Source organism: Kitasatospora sp. NPDC087315 (genome assembly GCF_044744345.1).
Taxonomy (GTDB): domain Bacteria; phylum Actinomycetota; class Actinomycetes; order Streptomycetales; family Streptomycetaceae; genus Kitasatospora.
Genome location: NZ_JBIUYD010000017.1, coordinates 161,080 through 183,763, shown reverse-complemented (window position 1 = coordinate 183,763; position 22,684 = coordinate 161,080). Strand labels below are relative to the sequence as shown.

3 protein-coding genes and 1 pseudogene are annotated in these 22,684 nt (G+C 75.9%); all 4 read left to right on the top strand.

Annotation, left to right across the window (positions count from 1 at the left end; all coding sequences use genetic code 11):
• The first annotated feature begins 94 nt into the window (after positions 1-94).
• A complete protein-coding gene (locus tag ACIO5D_RS24565; RefSeq protein WP_400797772.1) occupies positions 95-13,978 on the top strand; it encodes an SDR family NAD(P)-dependent oxidoreductase in 13,884 nt (4,627 codons plus the stop codon).
• Positions 13,975-17,598, top strand: a pseudogene (locus ACIO5D_RS24560) (type I polyketide synthase); the annotation flags it as partial. The gene ACIO5D_RS24565 and the pseudogene ACIO5D_RS24560, both read left to right, overlap by 4 nt.
• Positions 17,596-19,326 (top strand): type I polyketide synthase, encoded by a 1,731-nt coding sequence (locus tag ACIO5D_RS24555; protein WP_400797803.1) that lies wholly within the window; start codon positions 17,596-17,598, stop codon positions 19,324-19,326. The pseudogene ACIO5D_RS24560 and the gene ACIO5D_RS24555, both read left to right, overlap by 3 nt.
• Entirely contained in the window at positions 19,313-22,684 is a 3,372-nt protein-coding gene (locus tag ACIO5D_RS24550; RefSeq protein ID WP_400797769.1) for a type I polyketide synthase, read from the top strand. The genes ACIO5D_RS24555 and ACIO5D_RS24550 overlap by 14 nt, the downstream gene beginning before the upstream one ends.

The following is a 22,684-nucleotide window of genomic DNA, read 5'->3' as shown; positions in this document are numbered from 1 at the left end:
CGCCCACCCCTGGTGCCAGGCGGAAATCTAATGCCCCCCGCCCGAGGCCCGAACCGAGTCGACCCGAACCGAACCGACCCAAGGAAGTGACGGCATGTTGCGCACCGAGCTGATCCGGCCGCTGCCCGAACTGCTGGCCGAGCACGCCCGCGACAGCTCGGACAAGACCGCGTTCCGCGACGCCGTCCGCGGCGTGACCTACGCCGAGCTCCACGCCCGCACCGGCCGGATCGCCGGCCACCTCGCCGACCTGCGCCTCCAGCCCGGCGACCGGGCCGCGATCCTGCTCGGCAACAGCGTCGAGGTGGTGGAGGCCTACTTCGGCATCCTGCGCGCCGGCGCCATCGGCGTCCCGCTCAACCCGCACGCCACCGAGGCCGAACTCACCCACCTGCTGGACGACAGCGGCGCCCGCGTCGTCATCACCGACGCCGCCCGCGCCGCTGGCCTGGACGCCCTCGCCCGCGGCCGGGCCGACCTGCGGGTGATCGTCACCGGCGAGGGCCCCGTCCCGGCCGGCACCCTCTCCTTCGAGACCCTGGCCGGCACCGACCCCGCCACCCCCGCGCGCGACGACCTCGGCCTCGACGACCCCGCCTGGATGCTCTACACCTCCGGCACCACCGGCCGGCCCAAGGGCGTGCTGTCCACCCAGCGCAACTGCCTCTGGTCGGTCGCCGCCTGCTACGTGCCGGTGCCCGGCCTGAGCGCCGTGGACCGGGTGGTCTGGCCGCTGCCGCTGTTCCACAGCCTCTCCCACATCGCCTGCGTGCTGAGCGTCACCGCCGTCGGCGCCACCGCCCGCATCCTCGACGGCTTCGCCGCGCGGGACGTCCTGGAGGCCGTCCGCGAGGAGTCCGCGACCTTCCTGGCCGGCGTGCCCACCATGTACCAGCAGCTGGTGCGCGCCGCCCGAGAGGACGGCTTCACCGCGCCGGCCCTGCGGATGTGCCTGGTCGGCGGCGCCATGACCACCGCCACGCTGCGGCGCTCCTTCGAGGAGGCGTTCGGCGCGCCGCTCATCGACGCCTACGGCTCCACCGAGACCTGCGGCTCGATCACCGTCAACTGGCCCACCGGCGCCCGCGTCGAGGGCTCCTGCGGCCTGCCCGTCCCCGGCCTGGGTGTGCGCCTGGTCGACGTCGAGACCGGCCTGGACGTCGCCGACGGCGAGGAGGGCGAGGTCTGGGTGCGCGGCCCGAGCGTGATGCTCGGCTACCACAACCAGCCCGAGGCCACCGAGCAGGCGCTGCGCGGCGGCTGGTACCACACCGGCGACCTCGCCCGGCGCGACGGCTCCGGCTACTTCACCATCACCGGCCGGATCAAGGAACTCATCATCCGCGGCGGCGAGAACATCCACCCGGCCGAGGTCGAGGAGGTGCTGCGCGGAGTGCCCGGCGTCGCGGACGTCGCCGTCGTCGGCAAGCCCCACGAGGTGCTCGGCGAGGTGCCGGTGGCCTTCCTGGTGCCCGGCCCCGGCGGCCTCGACCCGGAGGCCCTGCTGGCCGCCTGCCGGGAACGGCTCTCCTACTTCAAGGTCCCCGAGGAGCTGTACGAGACGGAGCGCATCCCGCGCACCGCCTCCGGCAAGATCACCCGGCACGTGCTGCTCGACGCGCCCGCCCGGCTGCGGGCCGCCGGCGGCAGCCACTACGAGCACCTGTTCCGCGTCGACTGGCTGCCGCTCTCCTCCGTCCCCGGCGCCCGCCCCGCCGCCGGCACCTGGGCGGTGCTCGGCGCGGACGCCTTCGGCCTCGCCGACGCCCTCGGCGCCGCCGCCCACCCCGACCCGGCCGCGCTGGCCGCGGCCGGCCCGCTGCCCGATGTCGCCGTGCTCGGCGTCGGCGCCGGCCTGCGCACCCCCGGACCGCTCGCCGCCGATGTCGAGGACGCCGTGCGCGCCCTCGACGGGCAGCTCACCGCCTGGCTCGCCGAGGAACGGCTCGCCGACACCGCGCTGGTCGTCGTCACCCGGGGCGCCGCCGGACCCGGCGGCGCCACTGACCTCGTCCAGGCCGCGCTGCGCGGCGTGGTCCGCGCCGCCCGGGTGGCGAACCCCGGCCGGTTCCTGCTGGTCGACCTCGACGCGGAGGAGAACGCCGCCGACGCCCTGGCCACCGCCGTCGCCTCCGGCGAACCCGAACTCGTCGTCCGCTCCGGCGTGGCGCTGCGCCCGCGCGCCGCCCGGGTGTCCGCCGCGCTCGCCCACGGCGAGCCCGGCGCCCGCTTCGACCCGCGCCGCGCCGTCCTGGTCACCGGCGCCGACGGGCCGGCCGCCGCCGCCGTCGCCCACCACCTGGTGGCCGGCCGCGGCGTGCGCCGGATCCTGCTCACCAGCCCCCACGGCCCCGCCGACCGGGCCGCCGCCGAACTCGCCGAACGGCTCACCGCCGCCGGCGCCGAGACCACCCTCAGCGCCCTCGACCTCGCCGACCGCGACGCCCTCGCCGACTGGCTGGCCGGCCCGGGCACGCGCTTCAACGCCGTCGTCCACACCCCCGGCGCGGCCTTTCCCGGCCTCGGCGCCGCCCTCGCCGCCGCCGTCAACCTGCACGAACTGACCGCCGGCACCGAGCTGTCCGCCTTCGTCGTGCACACCCCCACCGTCGGACCGCTCGGCACCCCCGGCGCCCCCGGGGAGGCCGCCGCCGCGGCGTTCCTCGACGCCCTCGCCCACTACCGCAGCCGCCACGGCCTGCCCGGCCTCGCCCTCATCACCGGCCCCGCCGACGGGGACGGACGCCCCGTTCCGCCCGGCCTCGGCCGGCTCACCGCCCAGGAGAGCGCCGCCGCGTTCGACGCCGCCCACCTGGCCGACCACACCTCCCTGCTGCTGCTCCGGCTCGACCCCGAAGGGCTGGACGCCCTCGCCCCGCGGGACGTCCCGGCCCTGCTGCGCGACCTCATCGACACCCCGGCCGGCCCGAGCGCCCCGGACACCGCGACCGCCGCCGCGCTGCGCCGCCGCCTGGCTGGCCGCCCGGCCGCCGACCGGCAGCGCGAACTGCTCGACCTCGTCCTCGCGGAGACCGCCGGGCTGGCCGGCGACGGCCCCGACCCGATCCGCCCCGACGGCCCGTTCAAGGACCTCGGCTTCACCTCCGCCACGGCCGTCGAACTGCGCGGCCGCCTCACCGCGGCCACCGGCCTGCGGCTGCCCGCCACCCTCGCCTTCGACCACCCCAACCCGACCGCCGTCGCGGCCTTCCTGGTGAACACGCTGACCGGCCGTCCGGCCACCGCCGCCCGGCCCGCGCCCGTACCGCGCACCGTGCCGCCCGCCGAGGACCCCGTCGTCATCGTCGGCGCCGCCTGCCGCCTGCCCGGCGGCGTCGCCTCCCCGGCCGACCTGTGGCGGCTGGTCGCCGAGGGCACCGACGCGATCACCCCCTTCCCCGCCGACCGCGGCTGGGACCTCGACGCCCTCTACGACCCGGACCCGGCCGTCCCCGGCACCTCCTACGCCCGTCATGGCGGATTCCTGCACGACGCGGGCGAGTTCGACGCCGCCTTCTTCGGGATCTCGCCGCGCGAGGCGCTGGCGACGGACCCGCAGCAGCGGCTGCTGCTGGAGACCTCCTGGGAACTGCTGGAGCGCGCGGGCATCGACCCGACCTCGCTCAAGGGGCAGCCGGTCGGCGTCTACGCGGGCCTGATGTACCACGACTACGCCACCGACCTCGCCGAGGTCCCGGACGGCCTGGAGGGCTACCTCGGCACCGGCAACGCCAGCTCGGTCGCCTCCGGCCGCATCTCCTACACCCTCGGCCTCGAAGGCCCTTCGGTGACGGTGGACACCGCCTGCTCCTCCTCCCTGGTGGCCCTGCACCTGGCCGCCCAGGCGCTGCGCGAGGGCGAGTGCACGCTCGCCCTGGCCGGCGGCGCCGCGGTCATGGCCCGGCCCACCTCCTTCGTCGAGTTCTCCCGCCAGCGCGCACTCTCCGCCGACGGCCGGGCCCGCGCCTACGCGGACGGCGCCGACGGCACCGCCTGGGCCGAGGGCGTGGGTCTGGTGCTGCTGGAGCGGCTGTCGGACGCCCGGCGCCTGGGGCACGAGGTGCTGGCCGTGGTCCGGGGTTCGGCCGTCAACCAGGACGGTGCGTCCAACGGTCTGACCGCCCCGAACGGCCCTTCGCAGCAGCGGGTGATCCTCGCCGCCCTCGCCAACGCCGGGCTGACGCCCGCGGACGTCGACGCCGTCGAGGGCCACGGGACGGGGACCTCGCTGGGCGACCCGATCGAGGCGCAGGCGGTGCTGGCCACCTACGGGCAGGGCCGTTCGGCCGAACAGCCGCTGTGGCTGGGGTCGTTGAAGTCCAACATCGGCCACGCCCAGGCCGCCGCCGGCGTCGCCGGCGTGATCAAGATGGTCGAGGCGCTGCGGCACGGCGTGCTGCCGAAGAGCCTGCACATCGACGCGCCCAGCACCAAGGTGGACTGGGAGTCCGGCGCGGTCGCCCTGCTCACCGAGGAACGGGCCTGGCCCGAGGTCGACCGGCCGCGCCGGGCCGCCGTCTCCTCGTTCGGCGTCAGCGGCACCAACGCCCACGTCGTCCTGGAGCAGGCTCCCGCCCAGGAGCCGGCGAACCGAGCGGTGCCCGCCGGACTCGACGGCGAACTCGACGCCGGCTCCGGTACCCCGGTGCCCTGGCTGCTCTCCGCCCGTTCCCCCGAGGCCCTGCGCGAACAGGCCGAACGGCTTGCCGAGTTCACCGAGGCCAGGCCCGTCGCCGAGGCGCCGGCCGTCGCCCGCGCGCTCGCCGGCTCCCGGGCCGCGCTGGAACGGCGGGCCGTCGTGGTCGCCGCCGACCGGGCGCGGGCGCTGAGCGGGCTGAGGGCCCTGGCCGAGGGAGGGGCCGTGGCCGGGCTGGTGTCCGGTCGGGCGGAGGTGAGTGGTCGGTCGGTGTTCGTTTTCCCGGGTCAGGGTTCCCAGTGGGTGGGGATGGGGCGTCGGTTGCTCGCTGAATCCGTGGTCTTCGCGGAGGCTCTCGGTGAGATCGACGAGGTTTTGAAGTCTTATGTCGACTGGTCGTTGCTCGATGTGGTGAACCAGGTGCCGGGTGCGGCCTCGCTGGAGCGGGTGGACGTGGTGCAGCCGGTGTCGTTCGCGGTGAACGTCGGCCTGGCGCGGCTGTGGTTCTCGTTGGGTGTGGTGCCGGACGCGGTGGTGGGTCACTCGCAGGGGGAGATCGCGGCGGCGCATGTCGCGGGCATCCTCTCGCTGGAGGACGCGGCGGCGGTGGTGGCGTTGCGGTCGCAGGCCATCGCGCGGGGTCTGGCGGGTCGGGGCGGGATGGTGTCGGTCGGGCTGCCGCTCGCCGAGGTGACCGGCACGCTGCCGGACGGCGTGGAGGTCGCCGCTGTCAACGGTCCGTCCTCGGTCGTGGTGGCCGGTGACCCGGCGGGTCTGGACACGCTCGTCGTCTCGTACGAGGAGCAGGGTGTGCGCGTGCGGCGGATCCCGGTGGACTACGCCTCGCACACCGCCCACGTGGAGTCGATCGAGGCCGAACTCGCCGAGCTGCTGGGTTCGGTGAAGCCGCGGCCGGCTGTCGTCCCGTTCCTGTCGACGGTCGAGAGCCGCTGGCTGGAGGGTCCGGAGCTGGACGCGGGGTACTGGTACCGCAACCTGCGGCAGACCGTCCGCTTCGCCGAGGCCGTCGAGACCCTGGCGGGCGAGGGTTTCCGGGCGTTCGTCGAGGTCAGCGCGCACCCCGTGCTCGCCCACGCCGTCGTCGAGGCCCTGGAGGAGGCCGTCCAGGCGCCGACCGTCGTCACCGGGACCCTGCGTCGTGAGGACGGCGGCTGGGACCGCGTCCTGCTCGCCGCCGCCGAACTCCACGTGCACGGCCTGCCCGTGGACTGGTCCACGGCCTACGCCGAGGCCGGCACCGTCCGCCCCTCCGAACTGCCCACCTACCCCTTCCAGCACCAGCGCTACTGGCTCCGGCCGGGCCGCGCCGCCGGCGACCTCGCCGCCGTCGGCCTGGACAAGGCCGGCCACCCGCTGCTGGAGGCCGAACTGCTGCTCGGCACCGAGGAAGGCGCAGTCTTCACCGGCCGGATCACCGAACGCACCCTGCCCTGGCTGGCCGACCACCGGATCGGCGGCGCGACGCTGCTGCCCGGCACCGCGCTGCTCGACGCCCTCGCCCACGTCGGCCACCGGCTCGGCGTGCCCACGGTCGAGGAACTGACCGTCTCCGCCCCGCTCGTCGTCCCGGACGGCGGCGGCCTCGACCTCCAGGTCCACGTCGGCGAGGCCGAGGACGGCCGCCGCGCCGTCCGGCTGCTCACCCGCACCGGCCCCGGCCTGCCGTGGCACGCCAACGCCACCGGAACGCTCGCCCCTGAGGGCCCGGAGCCCGCCACCGCAGACGAACTGACGGTCTGGCCGCCCGCCGGAGCCCGCCCGCTCGACATCGACGGCCTCTACGACCGGCTCACCGTCGCCTACGGCCCCGCGTTCCACGCCGTCGAGGCCGCCTGGCTCGCCGACGGCCGCCTCTACGCCCAGCTCCGCCTCCCCGACACCACCTCGGACGCCGCCGCCTACGGCCTGCACCCCGCCCTGCTGGACGCCGCCCTCCACCCGCTCGGCGAGGCCGGCTTCTTCCCCGGCGCCGACGTGCCCAGGCTCGCCTTCTCCTGGGCCGGCGTGCGCCTGCACGCCACCGGCGCCGAGGCGCTGCGCGTGGTCGTCACCTCCGCCGGCCCCGACACCCTCACCATCCGGGCCGCCGACGACACCGGCGCCCCCGTCGTGGACGTCGAGGCCCTCACCGTGCGGCCGGTGGACCCGCGCGGCCTCACCGCCGGTCCGGCGGACGACGCGGCCCTGTTCGAGGTCGACTGGGTCCCCGCACCCGAGGCCTCCGACGCGCCCGCCGACTGGACCCTCCACAGCGACCTGCCCGAGGACGGAGCCCTGCCGCCCCTCGTGGTCCTGCCCGCCGGCGGCGGCGCGCCCTCCGACACCGTGCCCGAGCGCGCCCACGCCGTCGGCCACGACGTCCTGCGGGCGCTCCAGGCCTGGCTGGCCGACGACCGGACGGCCGACTCCCGGCTCGTCGTCGTCACCCGGCGCGGCGAACTCGTCCAGGAACCCGTCCGGGGCCTGGTGCGCACCGCCCAGTCGGAGAACCCCGGCCGCTTCGTCCTCGTCGAGGCCGACGACCCGGCCGACGCCGCCCGGGCGGTGGCCGCCGCACCGGGCGACGAACCGCAGCTGGCGCTGCGAGACGGGCGACGGCTGGTCGCCCGCCTGCGCCGCCCGGCCGCCCGGCCCGCCCCCGCAGAGGGCGCGCCGTCCCCGCTGGCCGGTGGCACCGTCCTGGTCACCGGCGCCAACGGTGGCCTGGGCCGCCTGGTGGCCCGTCACCTCGCGGCGGTCCACCGCGTCGCGGAACTCGTGCTCCTCTCCCGCTCCGCCGTGCCCGCCGACCTGCTCGAAGAACTCGCCGCGCACGGCACCCTGGTCCGCGCCGAGGCCGTCGACACCGCCGACCGCACCGCGCTGGCCGCCGTCGTCGACACCCTCGCCGACCGCCTGACCGGCGTCGTCCACGTCGCCGGGATCGTCGACGACGGCGTCATCGAAGCCCTGGACGCCGCCAAGTGGCACAGCGTGCTGCGCCCGAAGGTCGACGCCGCCTGGCACCTGCACGAGCTCACCGCCGGCCTCGACCTGGCCGCGTTCGCGCTCTACTCCTCCGCCTCCGGCGTCCTCGGCGGCTCCGGCCAGGGCAACTACGCGGCCGGCAACGCCTTCCTCGACGGCCTGGCCGCCCACCGGCGCTCGCTCGGACTGCCCGCCGTGTCGCTCGCCTGGGGCCTGTGGGCCGAGGCCGCCGGCATGGGCGGCCGGCTCAGCGACACCGACCTCGCCCGGATGGCCCGGGTCGGTACCCGCCCCCTCTCCGCCGACCAGGGCCTCGCCCTCCTGGACGCCGCGCTCACCGGCGAGCCCGCGGCCGTGGTGCCGATCAGGCTCGACGTCACCGGCGTCCGGACCGAGGACCTCCCGCCGCTGCTGCGCGACCTGGCACCCGCCGCCCGCGCACCCCGCGCCCTGCGACGGGCCGCCGCCCGCACCGCCGCGGACGGCGCCGGCACCCTCGCCCGGCGGCTCGCCGGACTCTCCGCCGCCGACCGCGACGAGCTGCTGACCGCCCTCGTCCGCGACACCGCCGCCGCCGTCCTCGGCCACGGCTCGGCCGCGGCGCTGGACGTCGACAAGGCGTTCAAGGAACTCGGCATCGACTCGCTCACCGCCGTCGAACTCCGCAACGCCCTCGGCACCGCCACCGGTCTGCGTCTGCCCGCCACCCTGGTGTTCAACTACCCGACGCCCAAGGCCCTCGCCGCCCACCTCGCGACCGAACTCGTCGGTGCGGAACCGGCCCCCGCCGCCCCCGCGGCACAGGCCGCCGGGACCGAGGACGAGCCGATCGCGATCGTCGCCGTCGGCTGCCGCTTCCCCGGCGGCCTCGACTCCGGCGAGGACCTCTGGCGCTTCGTCGCCGCCGGCAGCGACGCCGTCACCGGCCTGCCCACCGACCGGGGCTGGGACCTCGACGGCAGCTACGACCCCGACCCCGACGCCCCCGGCCGCACCTACGTGCGCGGCGGCGGATTCCTGCCCGGCATCGCCGACTTCGACGCCGCCTTCTTCGGCATCAACCCGCGCGAGGCCCTGGCGATGGACCCGCAGCAGCGCCTGCTGCTCGAAGTCGCCTGGGAGACCCTGGAGCGCGCCGGACTCGACCCCACCGCCCTGCGCGCCACCCCGACCGGCGTCTTCATCGGTACCCACGGCCAGGACTACGGCACCCAGGGCACCGGCGGCGCCGCCGACGAGGGCTACCTGGTCACCGGCAACGCGGGCAGCGTGCTCTCCGGCCGCCTCTCCTACGCCCTCGGCCTGGAGGGACCCGCGATCACCGTCGACACCGCCTGCTCCTCCTCCCTGGTCGCCCTGCACCTCGCAGCCCAGGCGCTCCGCGCCGGGGAGTGCACGCTGGCCCTGGCCGGCGGCGCCTCGGTGATGTCCACGCTCGAAGGCCTGGTCGGCTTCTCCCGGCAGCGCGGCCTCGCCGCCGACGGCCGGAGCAAGGCCTTCGCCGACGCCGCCGACGGGTTCGGGATGTCCGAGGGCGTGGGCCTGCTGCTGCTGGAACGGCTCTCCGACGCCCGGCGTCTCGGGCACGAGGTGCTGGCGGTCGTCCGGGGTTCGGCCGTCAACCAGGACGGTGCGTCCAACGGTCTGACCGCCCCGAACGGTCCCTCGCAGGAGCGGGTGATCCGGGCCGCGCTCGCCAACGCCCGCCTGACGGCCGCCGACGTCGACGCCGTCGAGGCGCACGGCACCGGCACCCCGCTCGGCGACCCGATCGAGGCACACGCCCTGCTCGCCACCTACGGCAAGGACCGCCCGGCCGAACAGCCGCTCTGGCTCGGGTCGGTGAAGTCCAACATCGGCCACACCCAGGCCGCCGCCGGTGCGGCGGGCGTGATCAAGATGGTCGAGGCGCTGCGGCACGGCGTGTTGCCGCAGACCCTCCACATCGACGCGCCCTCCTCGCACATCGACTGGTCCTCGGGCGGCATCGCCCTGCTCACCGAGCAGCGGGCCTGGCCGGAGGCCGGCCGCCCGCGCCGGGCCGGCGTCTCGGCGTTCGGTGTGAGCGGGACGAACGCGCACGTGATCCTGGAGCAGGCGGAGCCGGCCGGCGGCGCCGTGTCCGTCGATGGCACTCCCGTCGGTGTCACGACCGGTACCGATACGACCGCCGGGACGGCCGGCGCCGCCGATGCCGCCGTGTCCGTCGAGGACACCGCCGTCGAGGACACTGCGGCCGCCACCGCTGCGACGGCCACCGCGACCGGCACCACCGAGCCCATCGATGGAGCCGCAACGCCCGCCGGTGTCGGCGCCACCCCGACCGGTACCGCCGGTGCCGGCGCCGGGGAGAACGTGGTTCCCTGGGTGGTCTCGGCCGCCTCGGAGGCGGCGCTGCGTCAGCAGGCCGCGCGGCTGGCGGCCTTCGCGGAGGGGCCGTCGGTGCCGGACCTCGCCGCCACCGCCCGGGCGCTCGTCACCGCGCGTACCCGGTTCACCGAGCGTGCCGTGGCCGTCGGCGCCGACCGGGCCGCGCTCGTCGCTGCCCTGAGGGCCCTGGCCGAGGGAGGGGCCGTGGCCGGGCTGGTGTCCGGTCGGGCGGAGGTGAGCGGTCGGTCGGTGTTCGTTTTCCCGGGTCAGGGTTCCCAGTGGGTGGGGATGGGGCGTCGGTTGCTCGCTGAGTCCGTGGTCTTCGCGGAGGCTCTCGGTGAGATCGACGAGGTTTTGAAGTCTTATGTCGACTGGTCGTTGCTCGATGTGGTGAATCAGGTGCCGGGTGCGGCCTCGCTGGAGCGGGTGGACGTGGTGCAGCCGGTGTCGTTCGCGGTGAACGTCGGCCTGGCGCGGCTGTGGGCGTCGCTGGGCGTGGTGCCGGACGCGGTGGTGGGTCACTCGCAGGGGGAGATCGCGGCGGCGCATGTCGCGGGCATCCTCTCGCTGGAGGACGCGGCGGCGGTGGTGGCGTTGCGGTCGCAGGCCATCGCGCGGGGTCTGGCGGGTCGGGGCGGGATGGTCTCGGTCGGGCTGCCGCTCGCCGAGGTGGCCGACCGGCTCCCCGTCGGGGTCGAGGTCGCGGCTGTGAACGGTCCGTCCTCGGTCGTGGTGGCCGGTGACCCGGCCGGGCTCGACACCGTGGTGGCCGCCTTCGAGGAGCGCGGCGCCCGGGTGCGGCGGATCCCCGTCGACTATGCCTCGCACACCGCCCACGTGGAGTCGATCGAGGCCGAACTCGCCGAGCTGCTCGGCGCCGTGAAGCCCCGTCCCGCCGCGATCCCCTTCCTCTCCACCCTGGAGAGCCGCTGGCTGGAGGGTCCGGAGCTGGACGCGGGGTACTGGTACCGCAACCTGCGGCAGACCGTCCGCTTCGCCGACGCCGTCGAGACCCTGGCGGGCGAGGGTTTCCGGGCGTTCGTCGAGGTCAGCGCCCACCCCGTGCTCGCCCACGCCGTCGTCGAGGCCCTGGAGGAGGCCGTCCAGGCGCCGACCGTCGTCACCGGGACCCTGCGCCGCGAGGACGGCGGCTGGGACCGCGTCCTGCTCGCCGCCGCCGAACTCCACGTCCGCGGCCTGCCCGTGGACTGGTCCACGGCCCACGCCGAGGCCGGCACCGTCCGCCCCTCCGAACTGCCCACCTACCCCTTCCAGCACCAGCGCTACTGGCTGGAGCCCGTGGCCGCCACCGGTGACGTGACCGCGTTCGGGCTCGCCGCCGCCGGGCACCCGCTGCTCGGCACCTTGGTCGAACTGCCCGACGGGGGAGAGGTGTTCACCGGGCGGCTGTCGATCCGATCGCACCCGTGGCTGGCCGGCCACGCCGTCTCCGGGACGGTCCTGCTGCCCGGTGCGGCCTTCCTCGAACTCGCCCTGCGGGCGGGGGAGCGGACCGGTCTCGGCCGACTCGACGAACTGGTCGTCGAGGCGCCCGGGATCCTGCCCGAGCGCGGTGGCCTCCAGGTCCGTGTCACGGTCGATCCGGCCACCACCGCCGACGACCGCCGGGCCGTCCACGTGCACTCGCGGCCCGAGGACGCGGAGGGCGGCGTGTGGACCCGGCACGCCACCGGCTTCCTGGCGGCCGAGACCGCACCGGAGTTCGGCTACGAGGCGTGGCCGCCGGCCGGCGCGGAGCCGGTCGCCCTGGATGGCTTCTACGAGCGGCTGGCCGAGGCGGGCTACGAGTACGGCGACGCGTTCCGGGGCCTGCGGGCCGCCTGGCGGTCGGGCGAGGAGGTGTTCGCCGAGGTCGCGCTGCCGGAGGAACTGACGGACTCCGCCGGGCGGTTCGGACTGCACCCGGCCCTGCTGGACGCCGCCCTGCAGTCCGCCAACCTGGGCGCGGCGCCGGTGGCAGGACCGGGGGAGGTGCTGCTGCCGTTCGCCTGGAACGACGTGGCCCTGTACGCGTCCGGGGCCACCGCGCTGCGGGTGCACTCCCGCCGGGAGGGCCCGGACAGCGTCTCCTTCGCGCTGACCGACCCGGTCGGCCGGCCCGTCGGTGCCGTCGGGGCGCTGGTCCTGCGGCCGGTGGCGCCCGAGCGGCTGTCCGCCGCCCAGGACACCGCCGCCGAGCACCTGTACCGCGTCGACTGGGCGCCAGTCGACCTGCCGCGGGCGGCGGACCGCCCGTCCGAGGACGACGTGCTCGACCTGACCCGCGTCCCCGAGGGGTTGCCGGCGCCGCAGGCGGCCCGCGCACTCGTCGGCGCCGCGCTCGGCGGGATCCAGGAGCACCTGGCCGGTGACTCCGCCGGCCCGCTCGCGGTCCTGACCGCGAACGGCGCCGGGGACCCGGCGGCCGCCGCCGTCCGGGGTCTGGTCCGCACCGCGCAGCTCGAACACCCGGGCCGGATCGTCCTGGTGGACACCGACGGCTCGGCGGTGCCCGCCTCACTGGTGGCCGACGCGCTCGCGTCCGGCGAACCCCACGTCACCTGGCGCGACGGGACTGTGGTGGTGCCGCGCCTGGCGCGTGCTGAGGTGCCCACTGGCACCGGGCTGGTTCTGGATCCGGCGGGGACGGTGCTGGTGACCGGTGGTACGGGGACGCTGGGCGGGCTGGTGGCCCGGCATCTGGTGGAGTCGTACGGGGTGGGGCGGCTGTTGCTGGTGAGTCGTCGCGGTCCGGAGGCGCCGGGTGCGGCGGAGTTGGTGGCCGGGCTTGAGGCGCTCGGTGCGTCGGTGGAGGTGGTGGCTGCCGACGTGTCGGACCGTTCGGTGGTCGACGAGCTGGTGGGTGGGGTTCCGGCGGAGCGTCCGCTGACGGCGGTGGTGCACACCGCCGGCGCGCTGGCCGACGGTGTGTTCGAGGCGGGGTCCGCGGAGCGGCTGGGGGAGGTTTTCGCCCCGAAGGCGGACGCGGCCTGGCATCTGCACGAGGCGACCGAGGGGCTGGGCCTGGCGGCCTTCGTCCTCTTCTCCTCCGGCGCGGGCGTGTTCGGGAACGCCGGGCAGAGCTTGTACGGGTCGGCGAACGGTTTCCTGGACGGTCTGGCCGGGTGGCGCCGTGAGCGGGGCCTGCCGGCGGTTTCGCTGGCCTGGGGCCTGTGGGCGCAGGCCAGTGGCCTGACCGGGCACCTGGACGAGGCCGACCGCGCCCGGCTGGCCCGGGGTGGTCTCAAGGCTCTGGCGACGGAGGAGGCGCTGGTGTTGTTCGACGCCGCGCTGCGTTCGCCGGAGGCGCTGCTGGTCCCGGCCCGGCTGGACCGCGACGCGCTGCGCAAGCAGGCGGCGGGCGGCGAGCTGAACCCGCTGCTGCGCGGTCTGGTCCGCACCCCCCGCCGCACCGCCGCCACCGGCGCACCCGCCGACGACGGCCGTGAGGTCCTGTTCCGCAGGCTCTCCGCGGTGGGCGAGGCCGAACAGCTCCGGCTGCTCCTGGACCTGGTCCGGGCCAGCGCGGCCAAGGTGCTCGGCCAGAGCATCGACGAGACGGTGAAGCCCGCTCAGGCGTTCAAGGACGTCGGTTTCGACTCGCTGACCTCGCTGCGGATCCGCGGCAGCCTCACCGAGGCCACCGGTGTCCGGCTCCCGGCGACCCTGGTCTTCGACCACCCGACCCCGGCCGCCGTCGCCGAGCACCTGCGAGACCGGCTGGGCCTGGCGGGCTCGGTGGCCGTGCCGCCCATCCTGCTCGAACTCGACCGGCTGGAGCAGGCGTTGGCGGCCACGGCCGGGACGGCCGGCGCGTCCGGGGCGCCCGACGGACTGCGCGCCCAGGTGGCCGCCCGTCTGGAGGCCCTCACCGCCCGCTGGGCGGAGTCGGGCGAGGAACCCGAGACCGAGGGCGTCGACCTGGGCGCCGCCTCGGACGACGAGCTCTTCGACCTGATCGACAACGAACTCGGCCTTTCCTGATGACGGATACGAGGAAGAACCCCATGTCGAACGACGACAAGCTGCGCGACTACCTCAAGCGCGTCACGGCCGACCTCCAGCAGACCAAGCGCCGCCTGCGCGACGTCGAGGCCCGGCGCACCGAGCCGATCGCCATCGTCGGGATGGCCTGCCGGCTGCCCGGCGGCGTCGCCTCCCCGGCCGACCTGTGGCGCCTGGTCCACGACGGCACCGACGCCATGGCCCCGTTCCCCCGCGACCGGGGGTGGGACGTGGACGGCCTGTACGACCCCGACCCGGACGCCGCCGGGAAGACCTACGCGGAGGAGGGCGGATTCCTCGCCGACCCGGGCGGCTTCGACGCCGCGCTCTTCGGGATCTCGCCGCGCGAGGCGCTGGCGACGGACCCGCAGCAGCGGCTGCTGCTGGAGACCTCCTGGGAGGCCCTGGAGCGGGCCGGCATCGACCCGGCCTCGCTCAAGGGGCAGCCGGTCGGCGTCTACGCGGGGCTGATGTACCACGACTACGCGCACCACGTGCTCAACCTCCCGGAGGGCCTGGAGGGGTACTTCGGGATCGGCAACTCGGGCTCGGTCGCCTCCGGCCGGGTCTCCTACACCCTCGGTCTCGAAGGCCCTTCGGTGACGGTGGACACCGCCTGCTCCTCCTCCCTGGTCGCCGTCCACCTGGCCGCGCAGGCGCTGCGCGAGGGCGAGTGCACGCTGGCCCTGGCCGGCGGTGTCGCCGTGATGGCCACGCCGGAGGTGTTCGTCGACTTCGCCACCCAGCGCGGCCTGGCGCGCGACAGCCGCTGCAAGGCGTACGCGGACGCCGCCGACGGCACCGGCCTGGCCGAGGGCGTCGCCGTCCTCCTGCTGGAGCGGTTGTCGGACGCCCGGCGCCTGGGGCACGAGGTGCTGGCCGTGGTCCGGGGTTCGGCCGTCAACCAGGACGGTGCGTCCAACGGTCTGACCGCCCCGAACGGTCCCTCGCAGCAGCGGGTGATCCTCGCCGCCCTCGCCAACGCCGGGCTGACGCCCGCGGACGTCGACGCCGTCGAGGGCCACGGGACGGGGACCTCGCTGGGCGACCCGATCGAGGCGCAGGCGGTGCTGGCCACCTACGGGCAGGGCCGTCCGGCCGAACAGCCGCTCTGGCTGGGGTCGGTGAAGTCCAACATCGGCCACACCCAGGCCGCCGCCGGCGTCGCCGGCGTGATCAAGATGGTGGAGGCGCTGCGGCACGGCGTGCTGCCGAAGAGCCTGCACATCGACGCGCCCACCTCGAAGGTCGACTGGGACTCGGGCGCGGTCGCGCTCCTCACCGAACGCCGCGACTGGCCGGAGGTCGACCGGCCGCGCCGGGCCGCCGTCTCCTCGTTCGGCGTCAGCGGCACCAACGCCCACGTGATCCTGGAGCAGGCCCCGGTCGGGGACGCGCCGCAGCCGGACGCCGAACCGACCGGTGCCGCACTGCCGTTGGTGCTGTCGGCCGCCTCCGAAGACGCCTTGCGTGCCCAGGCCGGCGCCTGGGGCCGGCTCCTGGCCGAGCAGCCGGACACCGGCCTGGCCCGTACGGCCCGCACCCTCGTCGCCGCGCGCACCCGGTTCACCGAGCGGGCCGTCGTGGTCGCCGCCGACCGGGCGCGGGCGCTGAGCGGGCTGAGGGCCCTGGCCGAGGGAGGGGCCGTGGCCGGGCTGGTGTCCGGTCGGGCGGAGGTGAGTGGTCGGTCGGTGTTCGTTTTCCCGGGTCAGGGTTCCCAGTGGGTGGGGATGGGGCGTCGGTTGCTCGCTGAGTCCGTGGTCTTCGCGGAGGCTCTCGGTGAGATCGATGAGGCTTTGAAGTCTTATGTCGACTGGTCGTTGCTCGATGTGGTGAATCAGGTGCCGGGTGCGGCCTCGCTGGAGCGGGTGGACGTGGTGCAGCCGGTGTCGTTCGCGGTGAACGTCGGCCTGGCGCGGCTGTGGTTCTCGTTGGGTGTTGTTCCGGATGCGGTGGTGGGTCACTCGCAGGGGGAGATCGCGGCGGCGCATGTCGCGGGCATCCTCTCGCTGGAGGACGCGGCGGCGGTGGTGGCGTTGCGGTCGCAGGCCATCGCGCGGGGTCTGGCGGGTCGGGGCGGGATGGTGTCGATCGGGCTGCCGCTCGCCGAGGTGACCGGCACGCTGCCGGACGGCGTGGAGGTCGCCGCTGTCAACGGCCCCTCCTCGGTCGTCGTCGCCGGTGACCCGGCGGGTCTGGACACGCTCGTCGTCTCGTACGAGGAGCAGGGTGTGCGCGTGCGGCGGATCCCGGTGGACTACGCCTCCCACACCGCCCACGTGGAGTCGATCGAGGCCGAACTCGCCGAGCTGCTCGGCGCCGTGAAGCCGCGGCCGGCTGTCGTCCCGTTCCTGTCGACGGTCGAGAGCCGCTGGCTGGAGGGTCCGGAGCTGGACGCGGGGTACTGGTACCGCAACCTGCGGCAGACCGTCCGCTTCGCCGACGCCGTCGAGACCCTGGCGGGCGAGGGTTTCCGGGCGTTCGTCGAGGTCAGCGCGCACCCCGTGCTCGCCCACGCCGTCGTCGAGGCCCTGGAGGAGGCCGTCCAGGCGCCGACCGTCGTCACCGGGACCCTGCGCCGCGAGGACGGCGGCTGGGACCGCGTCCTGCTGGCCGCCGCCGAACTCCACGTGCACGGCCTGCCCGTGGACTGGTCCACGGCCTTCCCGGACGCCGCCCTCCTCCCCGCCTCCGAGCTGCCCACCTACCCCTTCCAGCACCAGCGCTACTGGCTGGAGACCCGCCCCGCCACCGACGTGGGCGCCGCCGGGCTGGCGCCCGTCGGGCACCCGCTGCTGGGCGCGGCGGTGCAACTGCCCGAGGGCGGGGCGCTCCTCACCGGACGGCTCGACCCGAAGGATCACCCGTGGCTCGCGGACCACGCCGTCGCCGGCACCGTCCTCGCCCCGGGGGTCGTGCTGCTGGAGCTGGCCTCGTGGGCCGGCGACGAGGCGGGCACGCCCACCGTCGAGGAGCTGGTGATCGAGGCCCCGCTGCTCGTCCCCGGGCGCGGCGCCCTGCAGCTGCACCTGCGGGTGGACGCGCCGGAGGACGGCGCCCCCGACAGCCGGCGGCCGTTCGCCCTGTACTCACGGCCCGAGGACGGCGAGGGCGGTGCCTGGACGAGGCACGCCACCGGTTTCCTGGGCGGCGAGCAGGCGCCGGACACCGTCGCCCCCGGCGCGTGGCCACCGGCCGGCGCGGAGCCGGTCGCCCTGGACGGCTTCTACGAGCGGCTGGCGGACCGCGGCTTCGGCTACGGACCGGCGTTCCAGGGACTGCGGGCCGTCTGGCGGCTCGACGGCGAGGTGCACGCCGAGGTGTCTCTGCCCGCCGGCCGGGCCGCCGAGGACTTCGGCATCCACCCGGTGCTGCTGGACGCCGCTCTGCAGTCCACCAACTTCCTGGGCATCGCCGAGCCGGAGCCGGGCCACGTCCTGCTGCCGTTCGCCTGGAACGACGTGGCACTGTTCGCCACGCGTCCCACCGCCCTGCGGGTGCACGCCCGGCAGACCGGCCCCCACGCGTTCTCGCTCGTCCTCACCGACCCGACCGGCGGACCGGTGGCCTCGGTCGGCTCCCTGTCGCTGCGGCAGGTGCCGGTCGACCGGCTCGCCGGCCTCGGCGGGGCCGGTACCGACCACCTCTACCAGGTGGGCTGGACGCCTCTCGTCCTGCCCGCCGACGCCGCCGGTGTCGCCGCCCCGGCGGTGCTGGACCTGACCGCCGGGACGGCCGAGGGGCCCGAGGGCGCCCGGGCGCTGGTCGGCCGGGTCTCGGAGTTCCTGCACCAGGGACTCACCGATCCCGCCCGGAGCGGGGAGCCGCTGGCGGTCGTGACCGGGCCGCCGGACGCGGACCCGGCGGTCAACGCGGTGTGGGGGCTGGTCCGTTCGGTCCAGCAGGAGCAGCCCGGCCGGGTCGTGCTCCTCGGTGGCGAAGGGACGGGCTTCCCTGCCGCGGCGGTGGACCCGTCGGTGGTGGGCGGCCTGCTGGCGTCGGGCGAGAACCAGGCGCTCTGGCGCGACGGGACTGCGGTGGTGCCGCGCCTGGCGCGTGCTGAGGTGCCCACTGGCACCGGGCTGGTTCTGGATCCGGTGGGGACGGTGCTGGTGACCGGTGGTACGGGGACGCTGGGCGGGCTGGTGGCCCGGCATCTGGTGGAGTCGTACGGGGTGGGGCGGCTGTTGCTGGTGAGTCGTCGCGGCGCGGAGGCGCCGGGTGCGGCGGAGTTGGTGGCCGGGCTTGAGGCGCTCGGTGCGTCGGTGGAGGTGGTGGCTGCCGACGTGTCGGACCGTTCGGTGGTCGACGAGTTGGTGGGTGGGGTTCCGGCGGAGCGTCCGCTGACGGCGGTGGTGCACACCGCCGGCGCGCTGGCCGACGGTGTGTTCGAGGCGGGGTCCGCGGAGCGGCTGGGGGAGGTGTTCGCCCCGAAGGCGGACGCGGCCTGGCATCTGCACGAGGCGACCGAGGGGCTGGGCCTGGCGGCCTTCGTCCTCTTCTCCTCCGGCGCGGGCGTGTTCGGGAACGCCGGGCAGAGCTTGTACGGGTCGGCGAACGGTTTCCTGGACGGTCTGGCCGGGTGGCGCCGTGAGCGGGGCCTGCCGGCGGTTTCGCTGGCCTGGGGCCTGTGGGCGCAGGCCAGTGGCCTGACCGGGCATCTGGACGAGGCCGACCGCGCCCGGCTGGCCCGGGGTGGTCTCAAGGCTCTGGCGACGGAGGAGGCGCTGGTGTTGTTCGACGCCGCGCTGCGTTCGCCGGAGGCGCTGCTGGTCCCGGCCCGGCTGGACCGCGACGCGCTGCGCAAGCGGGCGGCGGGCGGCGAGCTGAACCCGCTGCTGCGCGGTCTGGTCCGCACCCCCCGCCGCACCGCCGCCACCGGCGCACCCGCCGACGACGCGGCGGACTTCGCCGCCCGGCTGGCCGCGCTGCCGGAGCGCGATCAGCACCGCGAGGTCCTCGACCTGGTGCGCTCCGCCGCCGCCGCCGTCCTCGGGCACCCGTCCAAGAACGCCGTCGCCGCCGCCCAGGCCTTCAAGGAGACCGGGTTCGACTCGCTCGGCGCGGTGCAGCTGCGCAACCGGCTGGCCCGGGCGACGGGCGTCCGGCTCCCGGCGACCCTGGTCTTCGACCACCCGACCCCGCTCGCGCTCGCCCGCCACCTGCGGTCCGAGCTGCTGCCGGAGCCGGCGGCCGGCCCGGCGGCCGTGACCCCCGGGCCGCGTGCGGCCGGCCCGGACGCGGGACCCGTGCCCGTGGAGGGGCCCGCCATCGCGGACCTGGACATCGACGGCCTCGTCGCCCGCGCCCTACGTGGCCGCGGCTGAACCGCCCACCCGACCGCGCAGACCCACCGAGCCGACCCACCGAGCCGACGCACCGCGCTCACCGACCCGCGCCCGTTCGTCCGCGCTCGGCGCCCGGCACACCTTCCGAAAGGCTGACATGACCACCACCAACGACGGCGCGGCCGCCTTCGACCAGACGGCGAGGCTGGTCGCGGCACTGCGGGCCGCGCTCCAGGACAACGAACAACTCGCAGCCGAGAAAGCCGCGTTGGAGGCGGCGGCCGGTGAGCCGATCGCCATCGTCGGGATGGCCTGCCGGCTGCCGGGCGACGTCACCTCCCCGGCCGAGCTGTGGCAGCTGGTCGCCGACGGACGCGACGGCGTGGCCGAGTTCCCCGAGGACCGCGGCTGGGACCTCGACGGGCTCTTCGACCCCGACCCGGACCGGGCCGGCCGCTCCTACGTCCGCGAGGGCGGATTCCTGCACGGCGCCGCCGACTTCGACGCCGCCTTCTTCGGGATCTCGCCGCGCGAGGCGCTCGCCATGGACCCGCAGCAGCGGCTGCTGCTGGAGACCTCCTGGGAGGCCCTGGAGCGGGCCGGCCTGGACCCGGCGGGCCTGCGCGGTACGGCCGTCGGCGTGTTCTCCGGCGTCATGTACCACGACTACGCCACCGGTCTGCGAAGTGTGCCCGCCGGGCTCGAAGGCTTCCTCGCCACCGGCACCTCCGGCTCCGTGGCCTCGGGCCGGGTCGCCTACACGCTCGGCCTGGAGGGGCCCGCGATTACCGTCGACACCGCCTGCTCCTCCTCGCTGGTCGCCGTCCACCTGGCCGCCCAGTCGCTGCGCAGCGGCGAGTCGACGCTGGCGCTGGCCGGCGGTGTCGCGGTGATGTCCCAGCCCTCGCCGTTCGTGGAGTTCTCCCGGCAGCGCGGCCTGGCGAGCGACGGGCGCTGCAAGGCCTTCGCGGACGCCGCCGACGGCACCGGCTGGGCGGAGGGCGTGGCGGTCCTCGTCCTGGAACGGTTGTCGGACGCCCGGCGCCTGGGGCACGAGGTGCTGGCCGTGGTCCGGGGTTCGGCCGTCAACCAGGACGGCGCGTCCAACGGCCTCACCGCGCCCAACGGGCCCGCCCAGCAGCGGGTGATCCGGGCCGCGCTCGCCAACGCCCGGCTGACGGCGGCGGACGTCGACGCCGTCGAGGGCCACGGGACGGGGACCTCGCTGGGCGACCCGATCGAGGCGCAGGCGGTGCTGGCCACCTACGGGCAGGGCCGTCCGGCCGAACAGCCGCTCTGGCTGGGGTCGTTGAAGTCCAACATCGGCCACGCCCAGGCCGCCGCCGGCGTCGCCGGCGTGATCAAGATGGTCGAGGCGCTGCGGCACGGCGTGCTGCCGCGGACCCTCCACGTGGACGCGCCGACCACCCAGGTCGACTGGTCGGTCGGGGAGGTGCGGCTGCTGACGGAGGCCCGGCCGTGGCCGGCGGCCGACCGCCCGCGCCGGGCCGCCGTGTCGGCCTTCGGGGTGAGCGGCACCAACGCCCACGTCATCCTGGAGGAGGCACCCGCCGCCGAGCCCGCCGCCGAGCCCGCCGCCGAGCCCACCGCCCCCGAGGCCGCCGCCGTCCCCTGGCTGTTGTCCGCCGCTTCCGCCGGCGCCCTGCGCGCCCAGGCGGAGCGGCTGCTCGACTACACCGAGGCGCGCGGCCCGGCACCCGCCGACGCGGCCCGCGCGCTGGCCGAGGCCCGGACACTGCTGGCGCACCGCGCCGTCGTGGTGGCGGACGCGCTCGACGGTCACCGCACCGGCCTGGCCGCGCTCGCGGGCGACGCCGCCTCGCCCGCCCTGGTCACCGGCACGGCGGACGTCGCCGGGCAGACCGTCTTCGTCTTCCCGGGTCAGGGTTCCCAGTGGGTGGGGATGGGGCGTCGGTTGCTCGCTGAGTCCGTGGTCTTCGCGGAGGCTCTCGGTGAGATCGACGAGGTTTTGAAGTCTTATGTCGACTGGTCGTTGCTCGATGTGGTGAATCAGGTGCCGGGTGCGGCCTCGCTGGAGCGGGTGGACGTGGTGCAGCCGGTGTCGTTCGCGGTGAACGTCGGCCTGGCGCGGCTGTGGTTCTCGTTGGGTGTTGTTCCGGATGCGGTGGTGGGTCACTCGCAGGGGGAGATCGCGGCGGCGCATGTCGCGGGCATCCTCTCCCTGGACGACGCCGCCGCCGTGGTGGCGTTGCGGTCGCAGGCCATCGCCCGCGGCCTGGCCGGACGCGGCGGCATGGTCTCGGTGGGCCTTCCCCGGGAGCGGGTGGCGAGCGCGCTCCCCGTCGGGGTCGAGGTCGCGGCCGTGAACGGTCCGTCCTCGGTCGTGGTGGCCGGTGACCCGGCCGGGCTCGACACCCTGGTGGCCGCGTACGAGGAGCAGGGTGTGCGGGTCCGTCGGATCCCGGTGGACTACGCCTCGCACACCTCGCACGTGGAGTCGATCGAGGCCGAACTCGCCGACCTGCTGGGCTCCGTGAAGCCCCAGCCCGCCGCGATCCCCTTCTTCTCCACCGTCGAGAGCCGCTGGCTGGAGGGTCCGGAGCTGGACGCGGGGTACTGGTACCGCAACCTGCGGCAGACCGTCCGCTTCGCCGACGCCGTCGACACCCTCGCCGCCGCCGAGTACCGGGCGTTCGTCGAGGTCAGCGCCCACCCCGTGCTCGCCCACGCCGTCGTCGAGGCCCTGGAGGAGGCCGTCCAGGCGCCGACCGTCGTCACCGGGACCCTGCGCCGCGAGGACGGCGGCTGGGACCGCGTCCTGCTCTCGGCCGCCGTCCTGCACGTCCGCGGCGTGGAGGTCGACTGGTCGGCCTCCTACGCGGGCGCCGGCACCCTCCCCGCCTCCGAGCTTCCGACCTACCCCTTCCAACACCGGCACTACTGGCTGGAGTCGGTGCCCGTGACGACCACCCCCGCAGGAGATTCCCCGATGGCCACCGAGACCGAGCCCGACATCACCACCGAGGAGGCGCCCGGCGCCGTCCTCGCCCGCCGGCTGGCGGACGCCGACCCGGGGGAGCGCCTGGCCGTGCTGGTCGACGTGGTCCGCACGGAGGTCGCGGCCGTCCTCGGGCACGAGGGCACCGGCGAGATCGGGGCGGACGCCGTCTTCTTCGACATCGGCTTCGTCTCGCTGACCGCCGTCGAACTGCGCAACCGCCTCCAGAACGTCACCGGGCTCGAACTGCCCGCCCTGCTCGCCTTCGACCAGCCCACCCCGGAGCGGCTCGCCGGCCACCTCCTCTCCCTGCTCGACGAGACCGGGTCCGGCGACACCGGAGCCGCCGAGACCGTGCCCGCCGAGACCGGAGCCGCCGAGACCGGAGCCGCCGAGCAGCGGACCGAAGGGAAGTGA

Coding starts and splice junctions, on each gene's coding strand:
- ACIO5D_RS24565 (WP_400797772.1), top strand. CDS start 95: ATGTTGCGCACCGAGCTGATCCGGCCGCTGCCCGAACTGCTGGCCGAG.